This window comes from Advenella alkanexedens, assembly GCF_019132845.1.
Lineage (GTDB): Bacteria > Pseudomonadota > Gammaproteobacteria > Burkholderiales > Burkholderiaceae_B > Advenella > Advenella alkanexedens.
Genome location: NZ_JAHSPR010000001.1, coordinates 91,913 through 117,394, shown reverse-complemented (window position 1 = coordinate 117,394; position 25,482 = coordinate 91,913). Strand labels below are relative to the sequence as shown.

General features: G+C 49.6%; 27 protein-coding genes and 1 riboswitch. Of the genes, 19 read left to right on the top strand and 8 right to left on the bottom strand.

Annotation, left to right across the window (positions count from 1 at the left end):
- Positions 1–51: 51 nt before the first annotated feature.
- Positions 52–417: a hypothetical protein gene (locus KU392_RS00565; RefSeq protein ID WP_217734284.1), complete on the bottom strand. Its 366-nt coding sequence runs from the start codon at positions 415–417 to the stop codon at positions 52–54.
- A 204-nt stretch (positions 418–621) separates the two neighbouring features.
- Between KU392_RS00565 and KU392_RS00560 the strand changes: the two genes are divergently transcribed.
- The gene (locus KU392_RS00560; protein WP_169294838.1) at positions 622–1,572 is read left to right on the top strand and encodes an aldo/keto reductase; all 951 of its coding nucleotides are present in this window, start codon (positions 622–624) and stop codon (positions 1,570–1,572) included.
- 119 nt (positions 1,573–1,691) lie between these two features.
- Here KU392_RS00560 and tnpA read toward each other — a convergent pair whose 3' ends face one another.
- Entirely contained in the window at positions 1,692–2,105 is a 414-nt protein-coding gene (tnpA, locus tag KU392_RS00555; protein ID WP_206111665.1) for an IS200/IS605-like element ISAba30 family transposase, read from the bottom strand.
- 21 nt (positions 2,106–2,126) lie between these two features.
- On the opposite strand from tnpA, the gene KU392_RS00550 reads away from it, so the two are divergent.
- Positions 2,127–3,350 (top strand): RNA-guided endonuclease InsQ/TnpB family protein, encoded by a 1,224-nt coding sequence (locus KU392_RS00550; RefSeq protein ID WP_217734283.1) that lies wholly within the window; start codon positions 2,127–2,129, stop codon positions 3,348–3,350.
- 66 nt (positions 3,351–3,416) lie between these two features.
- Here KU392_RS00550 and KU392_RS00545 read toward each other — a convergent pair whose 3' ends face one another.
- Entirely contained in the window at positions 3,417–4,703 is a 1,287-nt protein-coding gene (locus tag KU392_RS00545) for an arsenical efflux pump membrane protein ArsB (RefSeq protein WP_217734282.1), read from the bottom strand.
- Between the two features lie 114 nt (positions 4,704–4,817).
- A complete protein-coding gene (locus tag KU392_RS00540) occupies positions 4,818–5,150 on the bottom strand; it encodes an ArsR/SmtB family transcription factor (RefSeq protein ID WP_217734281.1) in 333 nt (110 codons plus the stop codon).
- Between the two features lie 198 nt (positions 5,151–5,348).
- On the opposite strand from KU392_RS00540, the gene arsC reads away from it, so the two are divergent.
- Genes arsC through KU392_RS00525 form a run of 3 tightly spaced genes read left to right on the top strand, consistent with a single transcriptional unit; the run spans position 5,349 to position 7,768 of the window.
- Complete coding sequence (arsC, locus tag KU392_RS00535; protein WP_200239200.1) at positions 5,349–5,777, top strand: arsenate reductase (glutaredoxin); 429 nt, start codon at positions 5,349–5,351, stop codon at positions 5,775–5,777.
- Positions 5,774–6,499: an arsenical resistance protein ArsH gene (gene arsH, locus KU392_RS00530; protein ID WP_217734280.1), complete on the top strand. Its 726-nt coding sequence runs from the start codon at positions 5,774–5,776 to the stop codon at positions 6,497–6,499. The genes arsC and arsH overlap by 4 nt, the downstream gene beginning before the upstream one ends.
- 18 nt (positions 6,500–6,517) lie before the next feature.
- On the top strand, positions 6,518–7,768 hold the full coding sequence (locus KU392_RS00525; RefSeq protein WP_217734279.1) for an MFS transporter: 1,251 nt from the start codon (positions 6,518–6,520) through the stop codon (positions 7,766–7,768).
- Between the two features lie 18 nt (positions 7,769–7,786).
- On the opposite strand, the gene gltS is transcribed toward KU392_RS00525, so the two are convergent.
- The 3 genes from gltS to KU392_RS00510 form a co-directional block, all read right to left on the bottom strand.
- Positions 7,787–9,001 carry a sodium/glutamate symporter gene (gene gltS / locus KU392_RS00520; RefSeq protein WP_217734278.1) on the bottom strand — a complete coding sequence of 405 codons (1,215 nt, stop codon included), beginning with the start codon at positions 8,999–9,001 and terminating at the stop codon, positions 7,787–7,789.
- A gap of 126 nt (positions 9,002–9,127) precedes the next feature.
- Positions 9,128–9,289, bottom strand: coding sequence for a hypothetical protein (locus KU392_RS00515; RefSeq protein WP_169294831.1), 162 nt, complete (start codon positions 9,287–9,289; stop codon positions 9,128–9,130).
- A 34-nt stretch (positions 9,290–9,323) separates the two neighbouring features.
- Positions 9,324–10,571, bottom strand: a complete 1,248-nt coding sequence (locus KU392_RS00510; protein WP_217734277.1) for an MFS transporter — start codon at positions 10,569–10,571, stop codon at positions 9,324–9,326.
- 432 nt (positions 10,572–11,003) lie between these two features.
- Between KU392_RS00510 and KU392_RS00505 the strand changes: the two genes are divergently transcribed.
- From KU392_RS00505 to wrbA, 3 genes are all read left to right on the top strand, one after another.
- On the top strand, positions 11,004–11,879 hold the full coding sequence (locus KU392_RS00505) for a pirin family protein (protein WP_169294829.1): 876 nt from the start codon (positions 11,004–11,006) through the stop codon (positions 11,877–11,879).
- A gap of 37 nt (positions 11,880–11,916) precedes the next feature.
- Complete coding sequence (locus KU392_RS00500; protein ID WP_217734276.1) at positions 11,917–12,417, top strand: SixA phosphatase family protein; 501 nt, start codon at positions 11,917–11,919, stop codon at positions 12,415–12,417.
- A 107-nt stretch (positions 12,418–12,524) separates the two neighbouring features.
- Entirely contained in the window at positions 12,525–13,139 is a 615-nt protein-coding gene (gene wrbA, locus KU392_RS00495) for an NAD(P)H:quinone oxidoreductase (protein ID WP_217734275.1), read from the top strand.
- A gap of 269 nt (positions 13,140–13,408) precedes the next feature.
- On the opposite strand, the gene KU392_RS00490 is transcribed toward wrbA, so the two are convergent.
- Positions 13,409–14,182, bottom strand: coding sequence for a short-chain dehydrogenase/reductase (locus KU392_RS00490; protein WP_169294826.1), 774 nt, complete (start codon positions 14,180–14,182; stop codon positions 13,409–13,411).
- Positions 14,183–14,361: 179 nt separating this feature from the next.
- Here KU392_RS00490 and cysK point away from each other — a divergent pair, with 179 nt between their 5' ends.
- From cysK to KU392_RS00435, 11 genes are all read left to right on the top strand, one after another.
- Positions 14,362–15,345, top strand: a complete 984-nt coding sequence (gene cysK, locus KU392_RS00485) for a cysteine synthase A (RefSeq protein ID WP_169294825.1) — start codon at positions 14,362–14,364, stop codon at positions 15,343–15,345.
- A gap of 66 nt (positions 15,346–15,411) precedes the next feature.
- Positions 15,412–15,588, top strand: a riboswitch (yybP-ykoY riboswitch).
- 1 nt (position 15,589) lies between these two features.
- Positions 15,590–16,195 carry a TMEM165/GDT1 family protein gene (locus KU392_RS00480; protein WP_217734274.1) on the top strand — a complete coding sequence of 202 codons (606 nt, stop codon included), beginning with the start codon at positions 15,590–15,592 and terminating at the stop codon, positions 16,193–16,195.
- An 84-nt stretch (positions 16,196–16,279) separates the two neighbouring features.
- On the top strand, positions 16,280–17,416 hold the full coding sequence (locus KU392_RS00475; RefSeq protein ID WP_169294823.1) for an MlaE family ABC transporter permease: 1,137 nt from the start codon (positions 16,280–16,282) through the stop codon (positions 17,414–17,416).
- Positions 17,410–18,213, top strand: coding sequence for an ABC transporter ATP-binding protein (locus KU392_RS00470; RefSeq protein WP_169294822.1), 804 nt, complete (start codon positions 17,410–17,412; stop codon positions 18,211–18,213). The genes KU392_RS00475 and KU392_RS00470 overlap by 7 nt, the downstream gene beginning before the upstream one ends.
- A gap of 5 nt (positions 18,214–18,218) precedes the next feature.
- Complete coding sequence (locus KU392_RS00465; RefSeq protein ID WP_217734273.1) at positions 18,219–19,157, top strand: MlaD family protein; 939 nt, start codon at positions 18,219–18,221, stop codon at positions 19,155–19,157.
- Positions 19,154–19,765, top strand: coding sequence for an ABC-type transport auxiliary lipoprotein family protein (locus tag KU392_RS00460; protein ID WP_217734272.1), 612 nt, complete (start codon positions 19,154–19,156; stop codon positions 19,763–19,765). Before KU392_RS00465 ends, KU392_RS00460 begins: the two co-directional genes overlap by 4 nt.
- Entirely contained in the window at positions 19,762–20,211 is a 450-nt protein-coding gene (gene dtd, locus KU392_RS00455; protein WP_169294819.1) for a D-aminoacyl-tRNA deacylase, read from the top strand. The genes KU392_RS00460 and dtd overlap by 4 nt, the downstream gene beginning before the upstream one ends.
- Entirely contained in the window at positions 20,201–20,890 is a 690-nt protein-coding gene (locus KU392_RS00450) for an ABC transporter ATP-binding protein (RefSeq protein ID WP_217734271.1), read from the top strand. The genes dtd and KU392_RS00450 overlap by 11 nt, the downstream gene beginning before the upstream one ends.
- Complete coding sequence (locus KU392_RS00445) at positions 20,890–21,684, top strand: ABC transporter permease (RefSeq protein WP_169294817.1); 795 nt, start codon at positions 20,890–20,892, stop codon at positions 21,682–21,684. The genes KU392_RS00450 and KU392_RS00445 overlap by 1 nt, the downstream gene beginning before the upstream one ends.
- A gap of 21 nt (positions 21,685–21,705) precedes the next feature.
- Positions 21,706–24,498, top strand: coding sequence for a cation-translocating P-type ATPase (locus KU392_RS00440; protein WP_217734270.1), 2,793 nt, complete (start codon positions 21,706–21,708; stop codon positions 24,496–24,498).
- A complete protein-coding gene (locus tag KU392_RS00435; protein ID WP_217734269.1) occupies positions 24,499–25,479 on the top strand; it encodes a calcium/sodium antiporter in 981 nt (326 codons plus the stop codon).
- The last annotated feature ends 3 nt before the right edge of the window (positions 25,480–25,482 follow it).

Here is a 25,482-nt window from a genome sequence, read left to right as displayed (position 1 = left end):
TATGAAGTGAGGCGGTAATGTTACTTGACTACCTGTTATGTCTGGTTATTGTTAACTATTATTTTGTTGCTTGCTATGATAGAAATACAAATACACCAGACCTGCGGGGGCAATGAAAACTGCGCATACCCAGCATAACAGCATCGTTATCAATTTTGCAATGAGCATCACAATGGTATTAATGAAAAAAACATTTTGCCCCATGATGAAGTCTATGATGCTTTCATAAACAAAGCGGGAATAAGGATAAAGCAGGGTTGAAATGGCCATAAAAACCATCATTCCGATTGAGGTGGGCTGAGTGGTTTGGGATTGCATGAACAGGAATAATGCAGGGAAAATAAGTCCAAAAATAAAATGGCGAAAATAATAAGTTAGCGACAAGCCACCAAACGTTTTAGCAATCAAGTGATTCATATGTATTTCTAAAAATAGTTAAGTATTAAAACAGGTGGCTGATTATATCGTACACAACCATCATTGTGTATATAAAAAATTCAAAATATAACAAATGGTAAAATTCCGTGCTTTGTTCCTATCTTAAGTTTTTTTCTGACAAAAATTTTATTCTTTAACTAAAATTTAAAGCATCAATCGCATCAATAAGGAAAGGAAGACAAAATGAATAAAAGAGCACTGGGTAATACGGGTATGTCAGTTTCACCGCTGATTTTTGGCGCCAATGTTTTTGGTTGGACGGCCGATAAAACACGCTCGTTCGAGCTGCTTGACCGTTTTACCGAAGCCGGTTTTGAAACCATAGATACTGCTGACATGTATTCGACCTGGGCGCCAGGTAACCAGGGTGGAGAGTCCGAAACGATTATTGGTGAATGGATGAAAACGCGAGGTAATCGTGACCGGATCATACTTATTACCAAGGTGGGTCTGGAAATGGGGCCAGGGCAGAAAGGCCTTTCTGCAGCATGGATTGAGCGTGCCGTTGAAAATTCCTTGCGTCGTTTGCAGACAGATTATATTGACCTTTACCTGTCACATATTTTTGACGGGGACGTGCCTGTGGAAGAAACGCTGGCCGCGTATGAGCGTTTGCTTAATGCCGGCAAGATCCGTTCTGTTGGCGCTTCCAACCATTCTGCAGAACAGTTGGCACATGCCCTGAAAGTGGCTGCTGAAAACGGATTGCCCCGCTACGAGGTCCTGCAACCCGAGTATAACCTTTATGACCGTGACAGCTATGAAGGTGCCTTGCGTGATCTTGCCATTGCCGAAGGCCTGGGTGTGATTACCTATTACAGTCTTGCCAGTGGTTTTTTAACCGGAAAATATCGCAGTACTCATGATTTGCAAAAGAGTGCACGGGGTGGCGGTGTCAAATCTTATCTTAATGAGCGGGGCTTGAAAATTCTGGCTGCCTTGGATAAGGTGGCGGCCAATCATGCAGCGGCGCCGGCAGAAGTGGCCCTGGCCTGGTTGATGGCGCGTGAAGGAGTAACTGCCCCCATCGCCAGTGCAACCAGCCTGGATCAATTGGATAGCCTCATCCGTTCAACGCAATTGCTGCTGTCTGACGAAGACATGGCCTGTCTGAATCAAAGCAGTGCCATGTAAAAAGCCGGATCCTACAAGAATAATGTCAGATTCCGCATTTGACCCGGTGCGCGACAAGCCCCGCCGTTCAGGGCGGGGAAGGATAGCGCGGACGGCGCAGCCGTCCTTGTCTTTGGGTTTCAGTGTGGGGTTTGCTGCTGCTCGATGTACTGGCGAACGATGGAAATCGGCGCGCCGCCGCAGCTTGAAGCGAAATAGGACGGCGACCACAGCACGCCTTTCCAGTAGCGCTTCTGGATGTCGGGCCGTTCCTTCCGCAGCAGGCGACTGGAGACGCCTTTGAGGCTGTTCACGAGATTGGAGACAGCCACCTTGGGCGGGTATTCCACAAGCAGGTGAACGTGATCGTCCTCGCCGTCCATCTCGATCAGTTGCGCCTCGAAGTCGGCGCAGACCTTGGCGAAGATCGTGCGCAGCCGGTTGATGGCATCGCCATCGAATACCCTGCGGCGATATTTCGCTACAAAGACCAAATGGACATGCATCTTAAAAACGCAGTGTCGTCCATGCCTAATATCGTTGTCGTCGCTCATAGGCCAAATTATAATATCCGCATGCAACGCCTCCAAGCCTTCAAATACGAACTGCGACCAGACGGCCAGCAAGAGCGGCAAATGCGCCGCTTCGCCGGCTCGTGCCGGTTCGTCTACAACAAGGGGCTGGCGTTGCAGAAAGAGCGCTACGAGCGCGGAGAGAAGAAGCTGGGCTACGCCGGGCTGTGCAAGATGCTCACCGAGTGGCGCAACAGCGCGGAAACGGCTTGGCTGGCCGATGCGCCGGTCCATCCCTTGCAACAGGCGCTCAAGGATTTGGAGCAGGCCTACAGCAACTTCTTCGCCAAGCGGGCCGACTTTCCACGTTTCAAGAAGAAAGGCCAGCGCGACAGCTTCCGCTACCCCGACCCGAAGCAGATCAAGCTCGATCAGGGCAACAGTCGTATCTTCCTGCCCAAGCTGGGATGGCTGCGCTACCGCAATAGTCGCGAGGTGCTGGGTACAGTCAGAAATGTCACCGTGATCCAGTCTTGCGGCAAGTGGTTCGTAAGCATCCAGACCGAGCGCGAAGTTGAGCAGCCCGTGCCGCAGGCCACCACAGCAGTGGGTATCGACATGGGCGTGATCCGCTTCGCCACACTCTCGGACGGCACGTTCTACGCGCCGCTCAACAGCTTCAAGCGGCATGAAACGGCCCTGCGCAAAGCGCAGCAGGCCATGAGCCGCAAAACCAAATTCAGCAACAACTGGAAGAAGGCGAAAGCCCGAGTCCAGCGCATTCACTCCCGTATCGGCAACGCCCGCCGCGACTTCCTGCACAAGACCTCGACCGCGATCAGCCAAAACCACGCGATGGTGTGTATCGAGGATTTGCAGGTACGGAACATGTCCAGGTCAGCGGCAGGTACTACCGAACAACCGGGACGAAACGTTCGGGCCAAGTCCGGCCTGAACAAGTCCATCCTCGATCAAGGCTGGTTCGAGTTCCGCCGCCAACTGGATTACAAGCTGGCGTGGCAAGGCGGCTGGCTGGTTGCAGTGCCGCCACAGAACACGAGCCGTTCCTGTCCGTGCTGCGGCCATGTGTCTGCCGACAACCGGCAGACGCAAGCCCGATTTGCGTGTGTGGAATGTGGCTTCGAGGAAAACGCCGATGTGGTCGGCGCGATCAATGTGCTAAGGGCGGGACACGCCCGGTTCGCCTGTGAAGTGAGCGATGCAGTAGGGTCGCCAGCAGCAGGAACCCACCGAAGCGACTCAGGGGCGGCATTGAGCCGCCCCTGAGCGCCGTAGGAATCTCCGGCCTTCAGGCCGGGGAGGATGTCAAATTGGGAACTGTTCTTGCCTGCGTTACCCTGCGCTCAGCCTCCAGGCCAACGCTGCCAGGGTAGCCAATAAAACCGGCAGCGTTATCACGATACCCACCCTGAAGTAATAGCCCCAGGTAATCGTCAGGTTTTTTCGGGCCAGCACATGCAGCCATAGCAAGGTGGCCAGGCTGCCAATGGGGGTGATTTTAGGCCCAAGGTCACTGCCAATCACATTAGCGTAAATCATGGCTTCTTTAATGGTGCCGGTGGCCAGGCTGGCTTCAATCGACAATGCCCCTACCAGCACGGTAGGCAGATTATTCATAATGGATGACAGCAAAGCCGTGAGGAGTCCGGTTCCGATGGTGGCAACCCATAGTCCCTGGCCACCCAGCCAGTTCAAAAGTGTTGCGATATGATCAGTTAGCCCGGCATTGCGCATACCATAAACAACCAGGTACATGCCCAACGAGAAGATCACAATAGACCAGGGGGCTTCGCGTATGACCTTTCGGGTGCTAATAATATGGCCGCGACCGGCCACCACTAACAGGATAGCCGCACCAATACCGGCAATCACGCTAACTGGAATGCCCGCTTCTTCAAGAACAAAAAAACTAATCAGCAGCAATGCCAGGACACACCAGCCTGCACGGAAGGTGGTAAGGTCATGAATAGCATCCTTTGGGCGTTTCAGTTGGGTGCGATCATAGGTGGCAGGAATACTGGCGCGAAAATACCAAAGTAAAACCAGTAGCGTTGCCGCCACCGACACAACGGTAACCGGTGCCATGACAGCGGCATAGCGGGCAAAGCTGATGTCAAAAAAGTCAGCAGAAACAATATTGACCAGATTGGAGACAATGAAAGGCAGGCTGGCGGTATCGGCAATGAATCCGGCGGCCATGACAAACGCCAGGGTAGCGCTGGGGCCAAAGCCCAGGGCCAAGAGCATGGCCATGACAATGGGGGTAAGGATAAGGGCAGCGCCATCATTGGCAAAAAATGCGGAAACCGCAGCGCCCAGCAAAATAATCAGGCTGAATAAAACTTTGCCGTTGCCACCGCCCCAGCGGGCGACGTGCAGGGCGGCCCATTCAAAAAAACCGGCTTCATCCAGCAGTAAGCTAATGATAATAATGGCAATAAAAGTGGCCGTTGCATTCCAGACAATATTCCACACGACTGGGATATCGCTAATTTGTATAACGCCAAATAATAATGCCAATAGGGCACCTAAAGAGGCACTCCAGCCGATGCCTAAACCACGAGGTTGCCAAATGACAAAAGTAATGGTCACAATAAAAATGGCTAAAGATGCAAACACGATATTTCCTGTTGATTAAATGCAGTATGTCAGTGGTTAATATTTAAGATAGAAATACGCCAAGTTGTTTGGCCTGGGGTAATTGTTAATCTGGCAGGACAGTCGCTTTTCAATTCAATTTTCAGATTTGACATGCGGTTCAGGTGATGTGACCAGGCAGCTATCTCCAGCACAGCAATTTTCAGTTAAATAATCCAATAAGGTTGACATGGACTCGAACTTTACCGAGTAAATGACATACCGGCCTTCATGTTTTGACTCCAGAAGATCGGCATTAATTAACTCTTTCAAATGAAAGGATAGTGAAGAGGGAGGTATCCCTAGCGTTTCTGCAAGTTGTCCGGCCTGCAAGCCGGCAGAGCCGGCCTGTACCAGTTGTCGATAGGCTTCAAGTCGGGCTTCATGGGCCAGTGCAGATAAGGCTTTTACGGCATCTTTGGTTTCCATCAGCGTTCCTGTATTGTCTTTTTGTTTCTATATTTCGATATTTCGATATTTATCGAATTATAGTATACTACCGTGATTGATGCTATTTGATTAACAGAAATTTAAAATTTTAATGGGTCAGTTGTCCGTTAATATCTCAGTTAATACGCGCAGCTGTACCAAGCTTAAAGTATATGATTGCTCACTACAGGAATACTTATGAACAACGTTACCATCTACCATAACCCTAACTGTGGCACTTCTCGTAATACATTGGCCATGATACGCAATGCGGGGATAGAACCCGTCATTATTGAATATTTAAAAACCCCGCCTACCCGCGAAACCATAAAATCAATGGTTGCCAAAGCCGGGCTTACCGTTCGCGAGGCATTACGGGAAAAGGGTACACCGTATCAGGAGCTGGGGCTTTCAAACCCGGCGCTTACCGAAGAACAGTTACTGGATGCCATTGAAGCGCACCCCATCCTGATGAACCGGCCGTTTGTGGTGACTTCCATGGGAGTGAGATTGTGTCGGCCCTCTGAAGTGGTGCTGGAAATTTTGCCAGCCGCGCAGCAAGGCGCTTTTTCCAAGGAAGATGGGGAAGTGGTGATTGATGCAACGGGCAAGCGGGTAAACCCATGAAGAAAACATTGCCAAATATAGAGCCATCGGTGTTTGAGATACCTGATTTGGAGAAATTGGGATTAACGCAGGGTAGTACGCATCCGCCGCGCATTCTCTTGCTATATGGGTCGCTTCGGGAAACGTCATATAGTAAATTACTTACCCTGGAAGCCGAGCGCATTTTGCAGCAGTTGGGGGCGCAAACGCGTGTATTTGATCCGTATGATTTGCCGGTTACCGATAGCGTGCCCGCTGATCATCCCAAGGTGGTTGAGCTTCGCCAGTTGTCTGAGTGGTCAGAAGGACAAGTATGGTGCAGTCCGGAGCGGCACGGTACTTTAACGGCAGTATTAAAAAACCAGATTGACTGGTTGCCACTACAAAGTGGTGCCATTCGTCCTACACAGGGGCGTACCCTTGCCGTTATGCAGGTAAGTGGTGGTTCGCAGTCTTTCAATGCAGTTAATGCATTGCGTGTTTTGGGGCGCTGGATGCGGATGGTGACTATTCCCAATCAATCTTCCGTACCCAAAGCCTATCAGGAGTTTGATGAAAATGGCAGAATGAAGCCATCTGCGTATTACGATAGAGTGGTGGACGTGATGGAAGAACTGTATAAATTCACTTTGCTGATCCGTGATCGTTCTGATTACTTGACCGATCGTTATAGTGAGCGCAAGGAAACAGCACCGCAACTGCTCACCACACTGGCTGCAGCCGCAATGAGTCACGAGAATTAACCTGGAAATAACACATTCATGTCCACTTCTCAGGCCAATGTATCCGCAGATATCCCTAAAGTGTCTGCTAACCCGGATCGTGCCTTGGTGCTTATTACGGCATTGGGTATCGGACAAATATGCGGCTGGGGGTCGCTATATTACAGTTTTCCCCTGATTGCCGAAGCCATGATGGCAGAACTGGGGTGGTCCAGAACCAATTTATACGGTGCTGCGACGGCAGGCCTGGTGCTGGCTGGGTTTCTTGCCTACCCGGTAGGGGTGGCTGTTGATAAAGGCTACGGCAGGCGGCTAATGGCTGGCGCGTCATTATTGGCTGGCCTGCTTATTTTTATGTGGTCCCAGGTAAGCAGTTTGCTAGGGTTTTATTTAATTATTGCCGGTGTGGGGGCGTTGCAGGCGGCTATCTTGTATGAGCCTGCATTTGCAGTCATCGTCCGTCGGGTGGGGCCGGCCAGGGCAAGGTCTGGTATTACTGCCATTACTTTATGGGGCGGATTTGCCAGTACCGTGTTTATTCCACTGGTTCAGTTTCTGCTGGATCACTGGGGGTGGCGTGATGCCTTGCTGGTGTTGGCCCTCATTAACGGGGTGCTTTGTGCTGCGTTATATTATGGTTTCATCAGGCCCGAAAAAGATATTGTCCACGTCATCCCGTCCCACCATGAATGTCAGCAACAAACCGATCAACAGGCTATCAGGGCTTCATTCTGGCAGCCCGTATTTTGGCTTTTAATGCTGGCGCTTACTGCGTATGCCGGTGCTTTCACTGCCTTCACTTTTCATATGTATCCGCTGTTTCTTGAGGGCGGATTGTCTACTCAGAATGTGGTTTGGGTAATTGCTACCATTGGGCCGGCACAGGTGGCGGGGCGCATCCTGATCAGCATGTTTGGGGCAGGCATGTCCATGCGACGCATTGGTACCTTGGTGGTTGTCATTTTTCCCCTTGTGTTTATTGTATTGGCGCTGCAGCCGTCCAGTTTCTGGATCGTTGCCGCGGCCTGTATTGCCTACGGGGCCAGTAACGGGATTTTTACCATTGTACGCGGGCTGGTTGTACCCGAAATGCTAAGCACCCGGGCTTATGGTGCACTCAACGGTATTTTGACATTTCCCAGCACCCTGGCCAAAGCCTTTGCACCTTTGGTGGCAGCCTGGATCTGGTCAAGTACCATGAGTTACGGTGCTGTCAGTTGGGCGATCGCCATTTGCGCAATACTGCTGGCCATCAGTTTTTGGCTGGCGGCCTGGGTTAGCCGGCGGTAGGCCCATGAAAGTTGATGTTTACCTTGCCAAAAATCCAATAATCAGCGCGTTAATCAGGTCAATAAAGAACCCGCAGACCAGCGGCACCACAATAAAGGCGCGTGGGGCGTTACCGTATACGCGGGTAACGGCACTCATATTGGCAATGGCAGTGGCCGTGGAACCCAGCGCGATGCCGCCAAAGCCTGAACACATGACGGCGGCTTCATAATCACGTCCCATGACTTTGAAAACCACCAATAGAATGAATGCAATCACCAGTAAAATCTGTAGAATCATGGTGACGGTAATAAACGTAATCATGGGTTGCAAGACCCACAGTTGCAAGCCCATTAGCGCCATAGTCAGGAAAATACCAAGGCATAAATCAGAGATTAGTGCAATGCCAGGTTGCATGCTGTGCCAGCGCCAGATGCGGCCGCCTTTGGGAACGACCAGTGCCGTTACCGAACGGATAATAATGCCAGCCAGCAGGCAACCCACAAAGGCGGGCAGGTTAAGGCCGGTAAAGGCGATCAGGCGAATAATCACACGACCCATGATCAGGCAGATATTTAGCCAGAAAATGGCCATTAGTACGCCGTAGTAGTTAAGCCGCTTGTAGGGCTCATCCTGGTAGCGCATCCCAATATCAAGTTCGGGGTCAGCCGACGTTTGTATGCGATGTCGCTTGATCAGGAGGCTGGCAATCGGACCGCCAATCATACATGCTGCAATCATGCCCACCATATTGGACGCAATACCAATCTCAACGGCATTATCCAGCCCCAGGGTGTTAACAAAATGCGAGGCCCAGGCCATAGTGGTACCCACCCCGCCGGTTAATGAGATGGAACCGGCCATTAAACCAATTCTGGGGTCCATGTCAAAGTACTGCGCAATACTCATGCCAAGCAGGTTTTGCAGCACCATGAAAATTGAGGCAACAATCACCAGGATAATTAATGCACGGCCCCCTTGTTTTAGCGTTTGAATATTAGTATTAAGACCAATGGCCGCAAAGAAATACAGGAGCAGCATGTCGCGTACGCCAAGGGTAAAGGAAATCCGCAGATCCAGTAGATAATAAGCCATGCAAACCATAACGGTGCAGACCAGCCCGCCAATGACGGGTTCTGGAATACTGTATTTCTGTAGCCAGGTAATACGATTGCTTAAGCCTTTGCCAATAAACAAAAGCAGAATAGCCAGCGTGAAACTGGCGATGGCATTAATTTCTAAGGAGTGTTGCAACGAATTTGCCTTTAACAGATAAGAATTGCAGGTAGTTGTTTGATACCCAGATAAATTTGTTACGAATTATAGCCCTCAGAATTTGTTTTAGGTTATTTTGCCAGCTCAATGGCTTGCAAAGCGTGGCTATTTGGGCCGGTAAACCTCTATTTTTTGCACCGCAATAACTAAAATTTCATCAGGCTGGCAGCCATACGCCTTGACCGCTTTTTTTATGGCATCACCCCCGCTTTTGGCAAGGATCTGAACCGTTTTTCCATTGCTGAGTTTTAATGTATATTTATGCATTTTTTTCAAGGTAAGGTTGGCAGGCTGTTGTGTTTTAGGCAGACTGGAATTGCTTTTTATCGGGAAGCGTTAATGAGATGATGGCGGCAAGCAGCAAGAAGACACCGGCTGAGCCGAAAGAAATCCAGTGGGTATGGAACGTTTCATAAGCCCAGCCGCCCAGCCATGAGCTGATCATGCCGCCTACTTGGTGCCCCACATAGGCCAGGCCATATAAAACGCCCACCAGTTTAACCCCATAAATATCTGCCAGAATGGCGGAAGAAAGCGCAATGCTGCCAGCCCAGACCACACCACCCACGGTGGCGACGCCAAAAAGTTGCCAGTTAACGGCAACCATGACAAGCCCGAAAAAGCCCAGCCCGCGCACAAAATAAATAACGGCCAGCATATAGCGTCGGGGCAGGGTATCGGAAATACGGCCCAGTACCAAAGTGCTGAAAATGGCAATCAGGCCAATCAGGCCGATGCCCAGTGCGCTGCTGGCCGAGTCAAAACCGTGATCCATCAGCATGGGAACGCCATGGGCACCTAACAGGTTCATGCTATAGCCACAGGCAAACAGTCCCAGTACTACTTTCCAGAATGGTCCGGTGCGCAAGGCCTGTTTCAGGCTGATGGGAGCTGTTTGAGTGGCTGGTTTGGCAGCGGTTGTCTTTTTAGCTGAAGCGCTATTTAACAGGTCGGCATGTTCTGGCGGGTGTTCGCGAATGATGAACAGGGCAGAGAAAATAGTAATAAGGGCAAACACGGCGGCAAAACCAAGGATAGTTTCTTTCCAGCCAAAAGTTTCATTAGTATACGTAAACAGGGGGGTCATGATGGCGATACCTGCCATGGAACCCGTGGATAAAAAGAACAGCGCCATGCCTCTTTGCCTGATAAACCAGCGGCTGATGACGGGTGTTAGCGCTACCTGACTGGTAAAGGCCAATCCAATTGAAAGGAAAATACCATAGGCAAAGAAAAAATTGGTCAAGCTGCTTGCCAGGGTTGTCCAGATGGAAGACGCAACGACAATGGCTGTCCCTGACAAAAGTACAAAACGGGTGCCTTTGGTGCCCACCAGGTAGCCTGCAACGGGCATGCCAAGGCCGTAAAAAAGCATGCCGATGGCAATAACGCCCGAGAGTTCACTGCGGGTAAAGTGCAAGTCATTGATAATGGGTAAAAAAAACGGGCCTATGCCCAGTCGCATGCCCACAGTCAGCAAGGTCAGAATAGTCGCGGCGCCTACAATATTCCAGCCGTAATACCATTGTTGGTTTAATTGTTTGTCCATTGATATTTTTGTTATGAATAATAAAATTGTTTGAGAGTAACAGGTTTAATGATAATTAATAATTAACCGGTTTGGATAGTTGTTTTTTTGTTATTTTGCCGCAACACTCAAGTTGGCCGGGCAAGTCCTGGTGTGGCAAGTGAAAGTTTCTTTTAATGTATGGTTTGGGCTAGGGGAGACAGTTTTATGAAGGACGGCAAAGCAGCCAGAAAATTTGCGACAACTGCTTTGGTTGATTGTATCCAAGCTGCAATCAACCCGGGGCCGTCCACCTTTTCAGGTGCTGCGATTATATGATAGTTACTTAATACTTAAAATATAAATATGTAAGTAATGGTTATGATTTTCGGCTAATGGGTAAAAACACCACAAGTCAAGCTTAAGGATTTCATTTATCATGAATTATGCCTTGATTTTACAGGAAAAACCATCATGCCAGAAATCGTAATTGAAACACGCCGCCATGATCTTGGTGGTGGATTTGAGGTGGGCAGGGTGTTGCCTTTTCGCAAGTGCCGATCGGTAGGTCCTTTTGTTTTCTTTGATCGAATGGGGCCTCATGATATGGTGGCGCCCATTCCACTTGAGCGTGATGTTAGGCCTCACCCCCATATTGGTCTATCTACCGTGACTTATCTGTTCGAAGGTGAAATGACGCATCGGGATAGTCTTGGTTATAAGCAACTTATCTTGCCTGGTGAATTAAACTGGATGACAGCGGGTGCAGGTATTAGCCATTCAGAGCGTTTTGACGGCATGCGTGCTACCGGAGGGCGTCTTGATGGTATCCAGGCCTGGGTTGCCTTGCCCGAAGAGTATGAAGAAACCAAACCTTCCTTTGTTCATTACAATGCGTTTGAGTTGCCGGTCATGAGGGAGGAAGGCCTGTGGGCCCGACTTATTGCCGGTAGCGCTTTTGGACTGGAAAGCCCGGTAACGGTTCACTCTCCGTTATTTTACCTGCATATGGAAGTAAGCATGGGCATGCGGGTACCGTTGCCTCGGGCTTATCCTGAAAGAGCGCTCTATATTAATAGTGGCAAACTGCAGATACAGGGGCAAATTTATGTGGCTGGGCAAATGCTGGTTTTTGCCAGGGACAGCTTGCCTGATGTGATGGCGCAGGAAAACACCCGTCTAATGCTTCTTGGGGGCGAGCCGTTGGGGCCACGGCATATGTGGTGGAATTTTATATCTTCCCGGAAAGAACGGATAGAACAGGCAAAGGCGGATTGGAAGGCCGGGAAATTTTCACTTCCGCCCGATGACAATACTGAGTTCATCCCTCTGCCTGAAACAATGGCATGATAATGTTGAGCAGGATTTAACATTAAGGATAAAAAAAATGAAAACCTTATTATTGGTTCGTCATGCAAAGTCAAGCTGGAGCGATCCTACCCTGCCGGATCGTATCCGTCCATTGGCGGGCAGGGGAAGGCATGATGTAGAGAAAATGGGGAAACGTTTGGCCAGTCGTGGGGTCAAACCTGACCTGGTGTTAAGCAGTCCGGCGGTGCGTACTGCGGAAACGGCAAAAGCCCTGGGCAAATCGTTGGGCTACAAGCACAGGAATATTACCGTGAATGACCGTTTGTATGCCTGTCAGCCTGGCGATATTCTTGAGGTCGTGAAAGATTTTGATGATGGTTTGTCTTATGTCATGCTGGTAGGTCACAACCCTGAGATAACGGATTTTGTCCATTTATTTACAGATAGAGTTGCCTATATGCCTACCTGTGCCACGCTTGAATTACAGTTTGATGTAGAAGCCTGGGCGGATATTGCCCGTGAGAATTTGCATCAGGCCTTGTACGATTCTCCCAAGAATGAGCACCCGGTGGCCTAACGGATTAGGCCGCGTTACCCATGTATTATTTGGGCGGTTTTGTAATATACTGTCTGTGTCAGTACGTTTCTTTGTGGTTCATGCAGTTTTTAACAGAAGGAATCATCATGGCAAAGATTTTAGTACTTTATTATTCTTCTTACGGGCATATAGAAACCATGGCGCAAGCGGTTGCCGAAGGTGCGCGGGCGGTGCCAGGTACAGAGGTCGTGGTTAAACGGGTACCCGAGCTGGTACCTGAAGAGGTTGCCCGCAATGCGCATTTCAAGCTGGACCAGCAGGCACCTATTGCCACCACGGCAGAGCTGGTTGAGTACGATGCCATTATTTTTGGCACGCCAACCCGTTTTGGCAATATGGCAGCCCAAATGAAAAATTTTCTGGATCAAACCGGCAGTTTATGGGCGTCCGGGGCTTTAATTGGTAAAGTGGGTAGCGTCTTTACTTCTACCGCTACCCAACATGGTGGCCAGGAAAGCACGATTTTGTCGACCCAGATTGTTCTATTGCACCACGGTTTTATTGTGGTGGGCTTGCCTTATTCATTCCAGGGACAAATGATACTTGACGAGGTTACCGGTGGCAGTCCTTATGGGGCCACCACCATTGCAGGGGGTGACGGCGCCAGAAAACCCAGTAAAAATGAACTGGATGGTGCACATTACCAGGGTAAGCATGTGGCTGAAATCACAACTGCGTTGCTCAAGGGTAAGGCGGTTTAAAGTCGGGGAAATTTGTCCACATGGCTGAATCTGTCCACAAATTTTGTTGAGATCATTGTGGATAACTATTTCATAAGATTGAAATATTTTTATAAGCCATTGATAAATAAATATTTATTTTGGTTTTAATAAGTTTTGATCGTTTAATAAGCGTTTTGTCTTTTTATAACGAAATTGCCGGTTTATGGTGGCCTGCTAATGCAATTGGTTTTAAAGAAAAAAGCGCCGGTTTTCATTCCAGCGCTTTGAATGACTTGGAAACCGCCTGTTTATTTCAGAAAGCCGGCACCACCATCGGCTTCAATCACCAAGCCAGTTAGGTAGGATGCTCTTGCCGAAGCCAGAAAAGTGACGATGTCAGCGATTTCTTCCGCTTCGGCAGGGCGGCCAAAAGGCAGGTGCTCAAGCAGTTCCTGCCAGCGTTCGGAGTCATTGAATTTGGCTTGTGCCCGCGATTTGTAAAGGGTTAGCAGGCGATCGGTTTTGGTCGGTCCCGGGTTAAGACCCAGCACGCGTACGCCGGCTGTACTGCTGTAGCCGCCTACAGCCTTGGTGAAGGCTATAAGTGCTGCGTTGCCGGTAGAACCCGCCAGATATTCATAGCGAGGATTGCTGCCAGCGGCTCCAATCACATTAATGATGACCCCTGATTTTCTTGCCATCATGAAATCCAAGGCCAGTCGGGTCAATTCTATATAACCATGTACTTTCAGATCCCATGCTTTGCTCCAGCGTGCAAAGTCAACTTCCTTGAAGCCACCACCGGGAATGGCACCGGCATTGTTAACCAGGATGTCGGTGTTTTTCAGAACCGGAGCCAGTTGTTCGCGGTTTTCCTGCAGGGATAAATCCAGGGCCGTGGTTTGTGCTGTTGTACCTGTTTGTGTTTTTAATTCATCGGCTGCTTTTGCCAGGGTTTGGGCATTGCCTGAAACCAGATGAATATGGGCACCCTCTTTGGCCAGGGCAATGGCGCTGGCCAATCCGATGCCTTTTGAACCACCCGTGACAAGTACCTGTTTGTTTGAAAGTTCCAGATCCAATTTTTCCTCCTTGATGTTGTGCCTGTCTTGTTTGTACATTATTTTTTATGTGTTTTATATAAATTTTAGTAATATAAAATTAATAAATTAGTTGTTCTTTTTTTTAAAGAATCAGCCTATACTTTTTTGAAATTTAATCTTCAAACTGAAATTTTTCAGCAATTTTTTTGGGTATCTGTATGGCTAAATGGTTTTCTGATAACGCGCAGGCAATAGGGCGCACACCTTTGGTTAAGTTGAATCGTGTTACCGATGGTGCTGGCGCAACGGTTCTGGTGAAAATAGAAGGGCGTAATCCCGCCTATTCGGTCAAATGCCGGATTGGTGCCGCCATGGTTGCTGATGCAGAGCAGAAAGGGGTTTTGACGGCCGGAAAAGAAATTGTTGAGCCGACCAGTGGCAACACAGGGATCGCGCTGGCATTTGTCGCCGCCGCTAAAGGCATTCCCATTACCCTGACCATGCCCGACACCATGAGTCTTGAGCGTCGTAAACTGCTGGCGGCATTTGGTGCCAAGCTGGTCCTGACAGAAGGGGCCAAAGGCATGAGTGGTGCGATTGCCAAAGCCGAGGAAATTGTTGCTTCAGATCCGGCTAAATATGTCTTGCTTCACCAATTTAAAAATCCTGCCAACCCTGCCATTCATGAAACCACTACGGGTCCTGAAATCTGGAATGATACGGATGGTGCGATTGATATCCTGGTTTCCGGTGTTGGTACCGGTGGTACCATAACCGGTACCACCCGTTATATTAAAAATACCCAAGGCAAAAAAATCCAGGCAGTTGCGGTTGAGCCTACTGGCAGTCCAGTGATTACACAGGCCCGTAGCGGTCAGGAAATCAAGCCAGGCCCTCATAAAATTCAGGGCATTGGTGCAGGTTTCATCCCGGAAGTGCTTGATCTTTCCTTAATTGACAGTGTAGAGCAGGTCAGCAATGAGGACGCGGTGGAATACGCCTTGCGTCTTGCCCGTGAGGAAGGGATTATTTCAGGCATTTCAAGCGGGGCTGCCGTTGCCGCCGCGATTCGTCTGGCCAAACTGCCTGAGAATGCCGGTAAAGTCATTGTGGCTATCCTGCCTGATTCAGGCGAGCGTTATTTAAGCTCGATTTTATTCGAGGGTCTGTTTGACGAGAAAGGTCTGGCAGTTTCCACTTAAAAAGATGGCAATAGTGTGGTCTTATCGCCAAAACAGGCTTTAATTATTCCATGAACGTGCTAGAATCCGTTTACTTCATTGGGGAGTAGCCTCTCTGTTTCCAGGGGTTTGCGTCAACATGCTTGGTATTCACCATGGCGTAAACGGTTCTCAAAAAACTTGGCAAGACCTTTGATTATTGCGCTTTCTACATTGGCCGGAAAAGTGCGGTAGTCATTCGTCTCTTTCCGGCCAAGGTGTATTTATGGAAGCACTTCTTGTCTCTACTGGCGTGGTGGCCCTGGCCGAAATGGGTGATAAAACCCAATTACTGGCATTTATTCTTGCTGCCCGCTTTAAAAAACCCCTGCCCATTATTCTTGGAATTCTTGTTGCCACCGTTGTCAATCATGGTTTGGCCGGTGCACTGGGGGGCTGGATTACAGCAGCCGTTAGCCCGGAGATTTTGCGTTGGGTACTGGGTCTTTCTTTTATTGCCATGGCCATCTGGACCCTGATCCCCGATAAAATCGAAGAAGAAGAAACCACGATTGCCGGGAAGTTTGGCGTTTTTGGTGCCACTCTTGTTACTTTCTTCCTGGCCGAGATGGGTGACAAAACCCAGATTGCCACGGTTGCCATGGCTGCCCACTATTCATCACCCGCGCTTGGTGCGCACTTTACAACGTTATTAATGGTTGTTATTGGTACCACATTGGGTATGATGATTGCCAATGTTCCGGCGGTATTTATAGGCGATAAGCTGGCCGACCGCATTCCCATGAAGCTGGTTCATACAATTGCAGCCTGTATTTTTGCCGCACTGGGTGTTGCAACTTTGCTGGGGGCAGGCTCGGATCTGGGCTTTTAGAAATGAATTATAGTAAGATCTGAGCAATTACCATTTGGTGAGTGAACGATAAAATGCGTTACTATTATTTTCTATGTGAATGCCATGCAAGCTGATTTTCTGGTTACAGAACAGCGGGCCGATGGTTATTATCTTTGTATTCAGGGTGACTGGATACTGGATAACTTTGTCGCATTGGAAAAATTCACGAAGCGGTATAAAAAACAGCCTGTACCTGAAAAAATCAGTCTGGATGGCAGTCGCCTTGGCATGCTTGATACCGTTGGTGCATCCAGGCTGATTCAATTGCTGGGACAGGACAATACGCGCCTGCTGTTGCAGGCAGACAGTCCTTTACCGGCAGAAAAGAAAGCGTTGCTCCAAACGGTTGCGCAGGCGCTTGAGTTAACGGACGGGGTCCCGAAAAAGCCTGAAGCCGGCCCAATCAGTCAAATTTTCGGGCAAATAGGGTACTCCGTTACCACGGTGTGGCGGCAATTTATTTCATTGCTGGGGTTTTCCGGGCTGATCCTTGAATCCCTGTTTCGTCTTGTGTGGCATCCCCGTCAATGGCGTTTTACTTCGGTGGTTGCACAGGTGCAAACCAGTGGATTAAATGCCGTTCCCATTGTCATGCTGCTCACCTTTATGGTGGGGGCTGTCATTGCTTTTTTAGGTGCCACCGTCTTGGCCGATTTCGGTGCTTCCGTTTATACGGTGCATTTGGTGGCCTTTTCCAACTTGCGTGAGTTTGCCATTTTACTGACCGCCATTTTAATGGCCGGCAGAACGGCCAGTGCCTTTACGGCGCAGTTGGGCTCCATGAAGGTCAATGAGGAAATTGACGCGCTCAGGGCATCTGGCCTGAATCCGGTCTATCTGTTGGTAATTCCGCGTGTGCTGGCCTTGCTGATTTCCCTGCCCATCCTTACTTTCCTGGGCATGCTGTCTGGCATGTTGGGTGGCCTGGTGGTTTGTATCGTAAGCCTTGAAATTTCCCCGGTTATGTTTATGGATATTATCAGTGAGAATGTGCCGGTCCGTCATTTCTGGATTGGTATGGTCAAAGCACCGATTTTCGCTTTTGTCATTGCCGTGGTTGGGTGTCATGAAGGTTTCAAGGTTGATGGCAGCGCCCAATCAGTGGGGGAGCACACCACTTCCAGCGTGGTGCAATGTATTTTTCTGGTTATTTTGCTTGATGCCTTGGCTGCCTTGTTTTTCATGGAGATGGGATGGTAGGTAAATGGAATGAAAATCCTGTGCCTGTCATCGAGGTCAGGGATCTGGTAAACAGCTTTGGTACCCACGTTGTCCATAAAGACCTTGACCTTGATGTTTACCAAGGAGAAATCATGGGGGTTGTGGGCGGCTCGGGGACCGGCAAGTCGGTGCTGCTGCGATCTATCGTTGGGTTGCTTCGGCCTGCGTCTGGCTCAGTAAGGGTTTTTGGGCAAAACCTGCTTCAGCTTCCTGATCGTGACCGCTCCGCGCTTGAGAGAAAATTTGGCGTGCTGTTTCAGCGTGGTGCTTTATACTCATCCCTGACGGTACTTGAGAATGTCGCTTTTCCCTTAATCGAGCAGGCGGGCCTGAAACGGGCCGATGCCGAGGAAATTGCCCGTTTGAAAATCGCGCTGGCCGGTTTGCCGGCCAAAGCCGCTTATGATTACCCGGCCAGTCTGTCAGGGGGGATGGTCAAGCGTGCCGCTTTGGCAAGGGCCCTGGCACTGGATCCGGCCATTCTTTTTCTGGATGAGCCAACGGCGGGGCTTGATCCTATTGGTGCGGCCAGTTTTGATCAGCTTATCATGACCTTGCGTAATGCCCTGGGGCTCACTATTTTTTTGGTGACCCATGATTTGGATACCTTGTATACCGCTTGTGACCGGGTTGCCGTTTTGTCTGAAAAGAAAGTATTGGCCGTCGATGTATTGGAAAAAATAGAGCAAATTGATAATCCCTGGATTCAGGAATATTTTCATGGTCCCCGAGGAAGGGCGGCCTATCAAGCAGGACACACGTTGTCCCGGGAGTAGAAAAAATGGAACCCAAGGCGCATCACGTGCTGATTGGCATTTTTACCGTTGTCTGTACGGCGGCAGCTTTGTTATTTGCCCTTTGGTTGGGTAAATCCAGTGCTGATAATAATGCACGTTATTACATCATTGAATTTAATCAAGCGGTAAGCGGCTTGTCCAAAGGTAGTGCCGTGCAGTACAGCGGCATCAAGGTGGGCGATGTGGTGTCTTTGTCTTTGAGTCCCAATGATCCAGGCAAGGTACTTGCCCGGGTCAGGATTCAGGCAAATGTACCCATAAAACAGGATGTGACGGCCAAATTAAGTATGACGGGTATTACCGGCCTTTCAGTCATTGAGTTGAGTGGTGGTTCGCCAGACAGCCCTGAATTGGTGGGAGTGGGTGATGAAGACCCGGTTATTGTAGCAACTCCCTCGGCTTTAATGGCGCTATTGAGTAATGGTGAATCATTAATGTATAACCTGACCGAACTGATTGTGAATGCCAAAAATATTTTGTCTGATGAAAATGCCGAAAAAATTGACAGTACGCTGGATAACATTGAGGAAATCAGCAATTTTCTGTCTGCCCAGGAAAACAATGTGGATAGTTTCCTGGTCGAGTTGACGGCAATGGTCAAACAGGTGAATGGTGCCATGAGGTTTATTGGTGATCTGGCCAGCAGTAGCAATGATTTGCTTAACGAGCAGGGTGCCAGGCTCTTGCAAAATGCCAGCCAAGCCATGAAGTCAGTGGAAAACGCGGGCGCCAATGTTCAGAAGCTGGTTAAAAACAATCAGGGAGCCATTGGTCAGGGTATTCAGGGGTTAAAGGGTATTGGCCCGGCTTTGCTTGAATTCAGGAATGCTTTCGGTGATTTACAAGGCATTCTTCGGCAACTCAGGGAAGATCCGTCCGGGTATCTGCTAAACGGCAATCAAATCAAGGAGTTCAAGCCATGAGAAGGAAATTCAGGTGCATCCTGGCAGTATCGCTGGTTTCATTACTCGGCGCATGTTCAATTCTTCCCGAATCAGACCCACTCATCGTTTATCAGTTGCCAGCTGCCCATGAGACAGTTGTACCGTCTTTTTCAGGTTTGTCAGCCAAGACCTTAAGTGTTTTTACTCCTTATGCCGGCAGTTTTCTTGATTCCAACCGTATTGCCGTTGCACCGGACGGCAATCGTCTTAGTGTTTATGAGGGAAGTCGCTGGAATGATTTCGCACCGGTTGTTTTCCGTAACAGGCTTATCCGGGATATGCGTAGAATCAGCGACCTGAAAGCCGTTGATAATGAAAGGGAAAACCTGTTCGCTGATTATCAATTGCGAGGAGATCTGGTGGATTTTCAGGTTGTTTATCGTAATGAGCAACCCACTGTTGTCATTTCCTTTGAGGCGAGTCTTGTCAACAGCCAAAGTGGCCGGGTAATTGACAGTCGGCATTTCAGTGTTGCCGAACCGGTTGATGGAAGTCAGGTCCCCGAGGTCGTTCAGGCTTTCGGGCAGGCATCAAGCCGGATCAATCATGACATCATTCAATGGGTATATCGGGTGGCCGGCAAATGAAGGTGGTTGTTCAGCGGGTACAACAGGCCAGTGTCACGGTTGATGGGCAGTTGGTCGCAAGCATTGGCCCGGGAATGCTGGCGCTGGTGGGGATAAGCCCGGAGGATACGCAAAAAGATATCGATTATCTGGTGCGTAAAATGACGCAATTGCGTATTTTTGATGATGCGCAGGGAGTCATGAATCTTTCTATTCTGGACAAGGGGTTTGAGATTCTGGCCGTTAGCCAGTTTACCCTGTTGGCGGATACGCGCAAGGGCAATCGTCCTTCTTATATCAAGGCGGCCCGTCCGGAAATGGCCTTGCCTTTTTTTGATGGTTTTGTGCAGGCGCTTGAAAAGGCATTGGGTAAGACGGTTCCAAGCGGTATTTTTGGTGCCGATATGAAAGTGGCCCTCATCAACGATGGTCCTGTCACCATTCTCTTGGACAGTCATGATGGGTAATGAAACGGCCTTGCTCAAAGCCGATAATCTGTGCCGGACAGACCCGATTAACAAGGTCATGCTGGTGAAATTCGCTTCCTGTTTGATTTACTCGGGTGACCGTATTGTCCTGTCCGGAAGCTCAGGGTCGGGCAAGAGCGTGTTTTGTCGTATGCTGGCCCTGCTTGACCAACCTGATCAGGGCAGTATTACTTTTAACGAACAGCTTGTAAAACCGGTGGATATTCCACATTATCGTTCAAGGGTGGCTTATATCCGGCAACGCCCCGTCTTGTTACGGGGAACGGTACAGGAAAATCTGGTCTTCCCATTTGCCTTGCGTATCAATCGGGAACGTCGTTTCGATCCAGAAAAAATCGCCCGATTTTTAGCCGTGATCGATAAACCGGACTCGTTTTTGCAAAAAAATGCGGCTGACTTATCAGGTGGGGAAAGGCAGCTGGTTTGTCTGTTACGGGTTTTGCAACTGGATCCGGTGATTTTGCTGCTTGATGAACCCACTTCTGCCCTGGATGTGGACATGGCCATGCAGGTGGAGTTATTAATCAATAAATGGATGCAACTGCATGATGAAACCAGGGCTTATGTATGGATCAGTCATGATGAGCAGCAAAAAAAACGGGTTGGGCGGCAAGTCTGGCATATGAATGCCGGTGTATTAACGACAGGTGTTGCATAATGCCTTCTTATATCGAAATTTCTTATCTGGATATTGCTTTGGCCTCTTTGCTGGTGCTGGCCAATGGTTTGATTTCCTTTTTTTTAAAGCTCAAGCTTGAAAAGAGCCTGTTGGTGGCTGCGGTCAGGATGGTTGTTCAGCTGTTGCTGATTGGTTATATCCTGAAATGGGTGTTCAGTCTGGATCAATGGTATGTGGTGCTGTTTATTATTGGCATCATGACGTTGATCGCCGGTATGGCTGCGCATAATCGCAATCGTGTTCAATACGGCGGCATGAGAGTGGATGCACTGGTCTCGGTATGGGTGTCTTCCTGGCTGATAGCCTTGTTGGGGTTGGTGCTCGTGTTGCAGGTACAACCTTGGTACAAGCCCCAGTACGTGATTCCCATTATGGGCATGATTCTGGGCAATACGCTTACAGGCGTGTCATTGGGCTTGGATCGCATTACGCATGAATTGATTCAGAAACGTGAACAGGTGGAAATGATGCTTTCCCTGGGGGCGACCCGCTGGGAGGCTTATAAGGAGCCGGCACAAAATGCAGTGATGGCAGGCATGATGCCAACGATTAACAGCATGATGGTTATTGGGCTGGTGAGTCTTCCCGGCATGATGACCGGGCAGATTCTGGCAGGTCAGGATCCCGAGCAGGCGATCCGTTACCAGATTATTGTCATGTTTTTTCTTAGTGCAGCATCGGCCATCGGTTGTGTGTTGGCCGTGCTATTTGTTTTTAGGCGTTTGTTTTCAAAATCACATAGTTTCATGTATTGGAAACTGCAGGAAAAGTAATCTTCAAAGGAAAGCAGGGAAATGGCAAAGCAGCGTGGCGAGACAGATCCTTCCGTACAAAGCCCCGAGGCGGTTGTACAGGAGGTGGGTACTCATCCTGAAACCGGTTTGAGCAGTTCACAGGCAAGCCAGCGATTGCAAAAGGATGGTCCCAATGTGCTGCGGGCTGCCGTGCCGGTTCCTGGCTGGAAACGGTTTTTGAGGCAGTTTCAGGATCCATTGGTTTATTTGTTGCTGATTGCCATTTTGATTTCCGTGATTGCCTGGGCCGTAGAGGGTTGGGTAGGCTGGCCCATTGATGCGCTGGTGATTTTATTGATTGTGGTGGGTAATGCCATTTTGGGTTATGTGCAAGAGAACAAGGCGCAAAACGCGGTGGCGGCACTGGCAAAAATGACCGAAGTCACGTCTGCCGTATTGCGTGATGGCGTGGTGAGCCGTGTACCCAGTACCAGTCTGGTGGTCGGAGATATTCTCATGCTGGAAGAGGGGGATGCCGTCGGGGCTGATGCCCGGCTCCTTCGTGCGTCGGCCCTGAAAATCCAGGAAGCGTCCCTGACGGGTGAAAGCGAGGCCGTCATGAAAGATGCGGCTCGCCTGGAGCGGGTTTTGCCGTTAGGTGACCGCCTGAACATGATTTTCAAGGGAACCGCGGTAGTGCAGGGCACCGGCAAAGCGGTCGTGACAGCAACCGGCATGGATACGGAAATGGGATCCATTGCGCAAATGCTGGATCAAACCGTTGAAGGGCAAACCCCTTTGCAAAAGGAAATCGGGCATATTGGCCGTATGCTTGGCAAGGCCGTGAGTGCAATTGCCCTGGTCGTGGTGGTCACGGTATTGCTGCTGTCGGAAATAAATAGTCTTTCAGATGTCATTAATGTTCTGTTGCTGGGGGTTTCGCTGGCGGTGGCGGCCGTGCCCGAGGGTTTGCCCGCCATTTTGTCGGTGGTGTTGGCCTTGGGTGTCCAGAAAATGGCCAAGCGAAATGCAATTGTTAAAAAACTCTCTTCTGTTGAAACATTGGGTTCAGCTTCGGTGATTTGTACCGATAAAACAGGAACACTAACCCGTTCGGAAATGATGATTGGGCAGGCGTATACCAGTTCGGGTTATACCGACTTAAGCGGGGTTGGCTATATACCGGAAGGGAGTGTCAGTGTTGATGGTAAGCCCTTGGAGTCAGGGCAGTTACATGCCGAACAGGTGGCTTTGCTGAGTGGTGGCAGCCTGGCCAATAACGCGGATTTGCGCCTGAACAAGGACGGAGAGTGGGAGATCCGGGGAGATCCGACCGAAGCCGCTTTTCTGGTGGCCGAACAGAAACTGAATGTGGCAGAACGCCGTAAGCAGCGTTTTGAAAGGGTGTTGGAAATTCCTTTCAGCTCCGACCGGAAAATGATGTCGACCATTGAAAAAGATCATGAGCATGATGATATGCTGGTCTTGATCAGCAAGGGGGCACCGGACGTTCTTATGCAGCGCTGCACGAAATGCCGCTTGGGGATGGGTGTGGTGGCTTTTACCGATGAGCTGAGGGCCAAGGCCTTGGCTGATGTGGATCGTTTGTCCGGGGCCGCTTATCGGACGCTTTCCGTTGCATATCGTCCCATTGGCAGTCATGAGGATCTTGATCAGTTGGAAGCGCTTGAGCAAAACATGATCTTTGTCGGTACGGTCGGGATTATAGATCCTCCGCGTGAAGAAGTGGGACCTGCCATTCAGGAAGCCCATCGGGCAGGAATCAGGGTCATTATGATTACGGGGGATCACCCGCGCACGGCAGCCCGCATCGCACAGGATTTGGGCATTATTGCCGAAGATGAGGGTGCGCTTACCGGTGAAGAGCTTGATCGCCTTGATGAGCAGGCTTTCCTGCAGGCGGTGGACAACGTATCCGTTTTTGCCAGGGTGGCACCAACTCACAAGCAACGTATTGTGGATGCACTGCAAAAGAGGGGACATATTGTGGCCATGACCGGTGATGGCGTTAACGATGCGCCGGCCCTGAAAACGGCTGACATTGGTGTGGCCATGGGGATTACCGGTACTGAAGTCACCAAAGAGGCCGGCAAGATGATTCTGGCCGATGATAACTTTGCCACCATTGTATCTGCGGTGCGTGAAGGTCGTAATATTTTTGATAATATCCGCAAGTTCCTGCGTTATTTGCTGTCTTCCAACATGGGCGAGGTGCTGACCGTGTTTTTGGGGGTGGTGGGTGCGGGCCTGCTTGGTTTGTATTCGGAAAGTGGCGGGGTTGTTGTGCCCCTGATGGCGACCCAGATTTTGTGGATCAATCTGGTGACCGACTCGGGGCCTGCGCTGGCCATGGGACTGGACCCGCAGACCGAAGATGTGATGGCACGCAAGCCGCGTCGGCAAACAGAACGCACCATTGATGGCAGGATGTGGCTGGGTGTATTACTGGTCGGTCTGGTGATGAGTCTCGCCACCTTGATGACCATTGATTTTTATTTGCCAGGCGGCATGCTGCAGGGCAATGAAAGTCTTGAGTTGGCCCGTACAGCAGGTTTTACAGTGCTTGTTTTTGCGCAGCTATTCAATTGTTTCAATGCCCGCTCGGAATTAAGCAGCGCGTTCACGAATATGTTTGTTAACCGGTGGCTTTTGTGGGCGGTGGGTCTGTCGGCTTTGTTGCAGGTTGCCGTGGTTCATGTGGACTTTCTCAATGTGGCATTCAATACTGTTCCGCTCAGTCTGGAGCAATGGGGAATGTGCATTTTGATGGGCAGTAGCGTTTTGTGGTTTAGTGAAATCCGCAAATTTGTATTGAGACAGCTGGAGAAGTAATTGGAATTCCATCCCGCTGTTATTTTTGTAGCCGGCCTGGTGATTATTATCCTTGGCGCCGAGATGATTCTCAGAAGTGCAGCACGTATTGCCGTCATGCTGCATATCAAGCCGATTATTATTGGCTTGACGATTGTTTCCATTGGTACCAGTACTCCTGAGCTGGCAGTGGGGATCACGGCCGGTTTGAGTGGTCAAGGGGAAATGGCCATTGGGAATATTATCGGCACCAATCTGGTTAATATTCTTTTTATCCTGGGCTTGAGTGCTGCCATTCGAGCATTGCCCATTCAACAACAAAGCCTGAAGCTGGATTTGCCTGTCGTTGTGTTTTGTTCCGTATTTTTGCTTTTTCTGTCTATGGATGGGGTCATTAGTCGGCTTGATGGCGGAATTCTGTTTTTGATGGCCATTGTTTACACGCTTGTGTTGATTCGCATGAGTCATAAAGAGTCTATTGCCGTGCAGCATGAGTTTGTCCAGGAGTTTGGTGCCGAAAAAACCATTACGACCTGGACAGCCGCCACCAAAACCTGGAACCTGATTGTGTTGTGTGCGGGTATGGCTTTATCTGTGTTGGGAGCGGATCTGCTGGTTGATAGTGCGGTCACCATTGCCGAGCATTTCGGGGTTTCCAATGCGATTATCGGTTTAACCATTGTGGCTATTGGAACCTCTTCTCCCGAGCTTTTTACTACTATTTTATCCACCATCAAGAATGATCGGGATGTGGCGATTGGCAATCTGATTGGCAGCAGTATTTACAATATTTTGTTTATCCTGGGTGTGACTGCGCTTGTCGTGCCGGGTGGAATCACTATAGGTCACGATCTTCTCTGGATTGATTTTCCATTAATGATTGCGGTTGCCTTGTTGTGTATCCCCATTTTTAGAAGCAAATCCATGGTGTCCCGTAAAGAGGGCGCGTTTTTTGTTTTGCTTTATTTTGCCTATATGGCTTTTTTGTTGTCGCGTGTTTAGAGA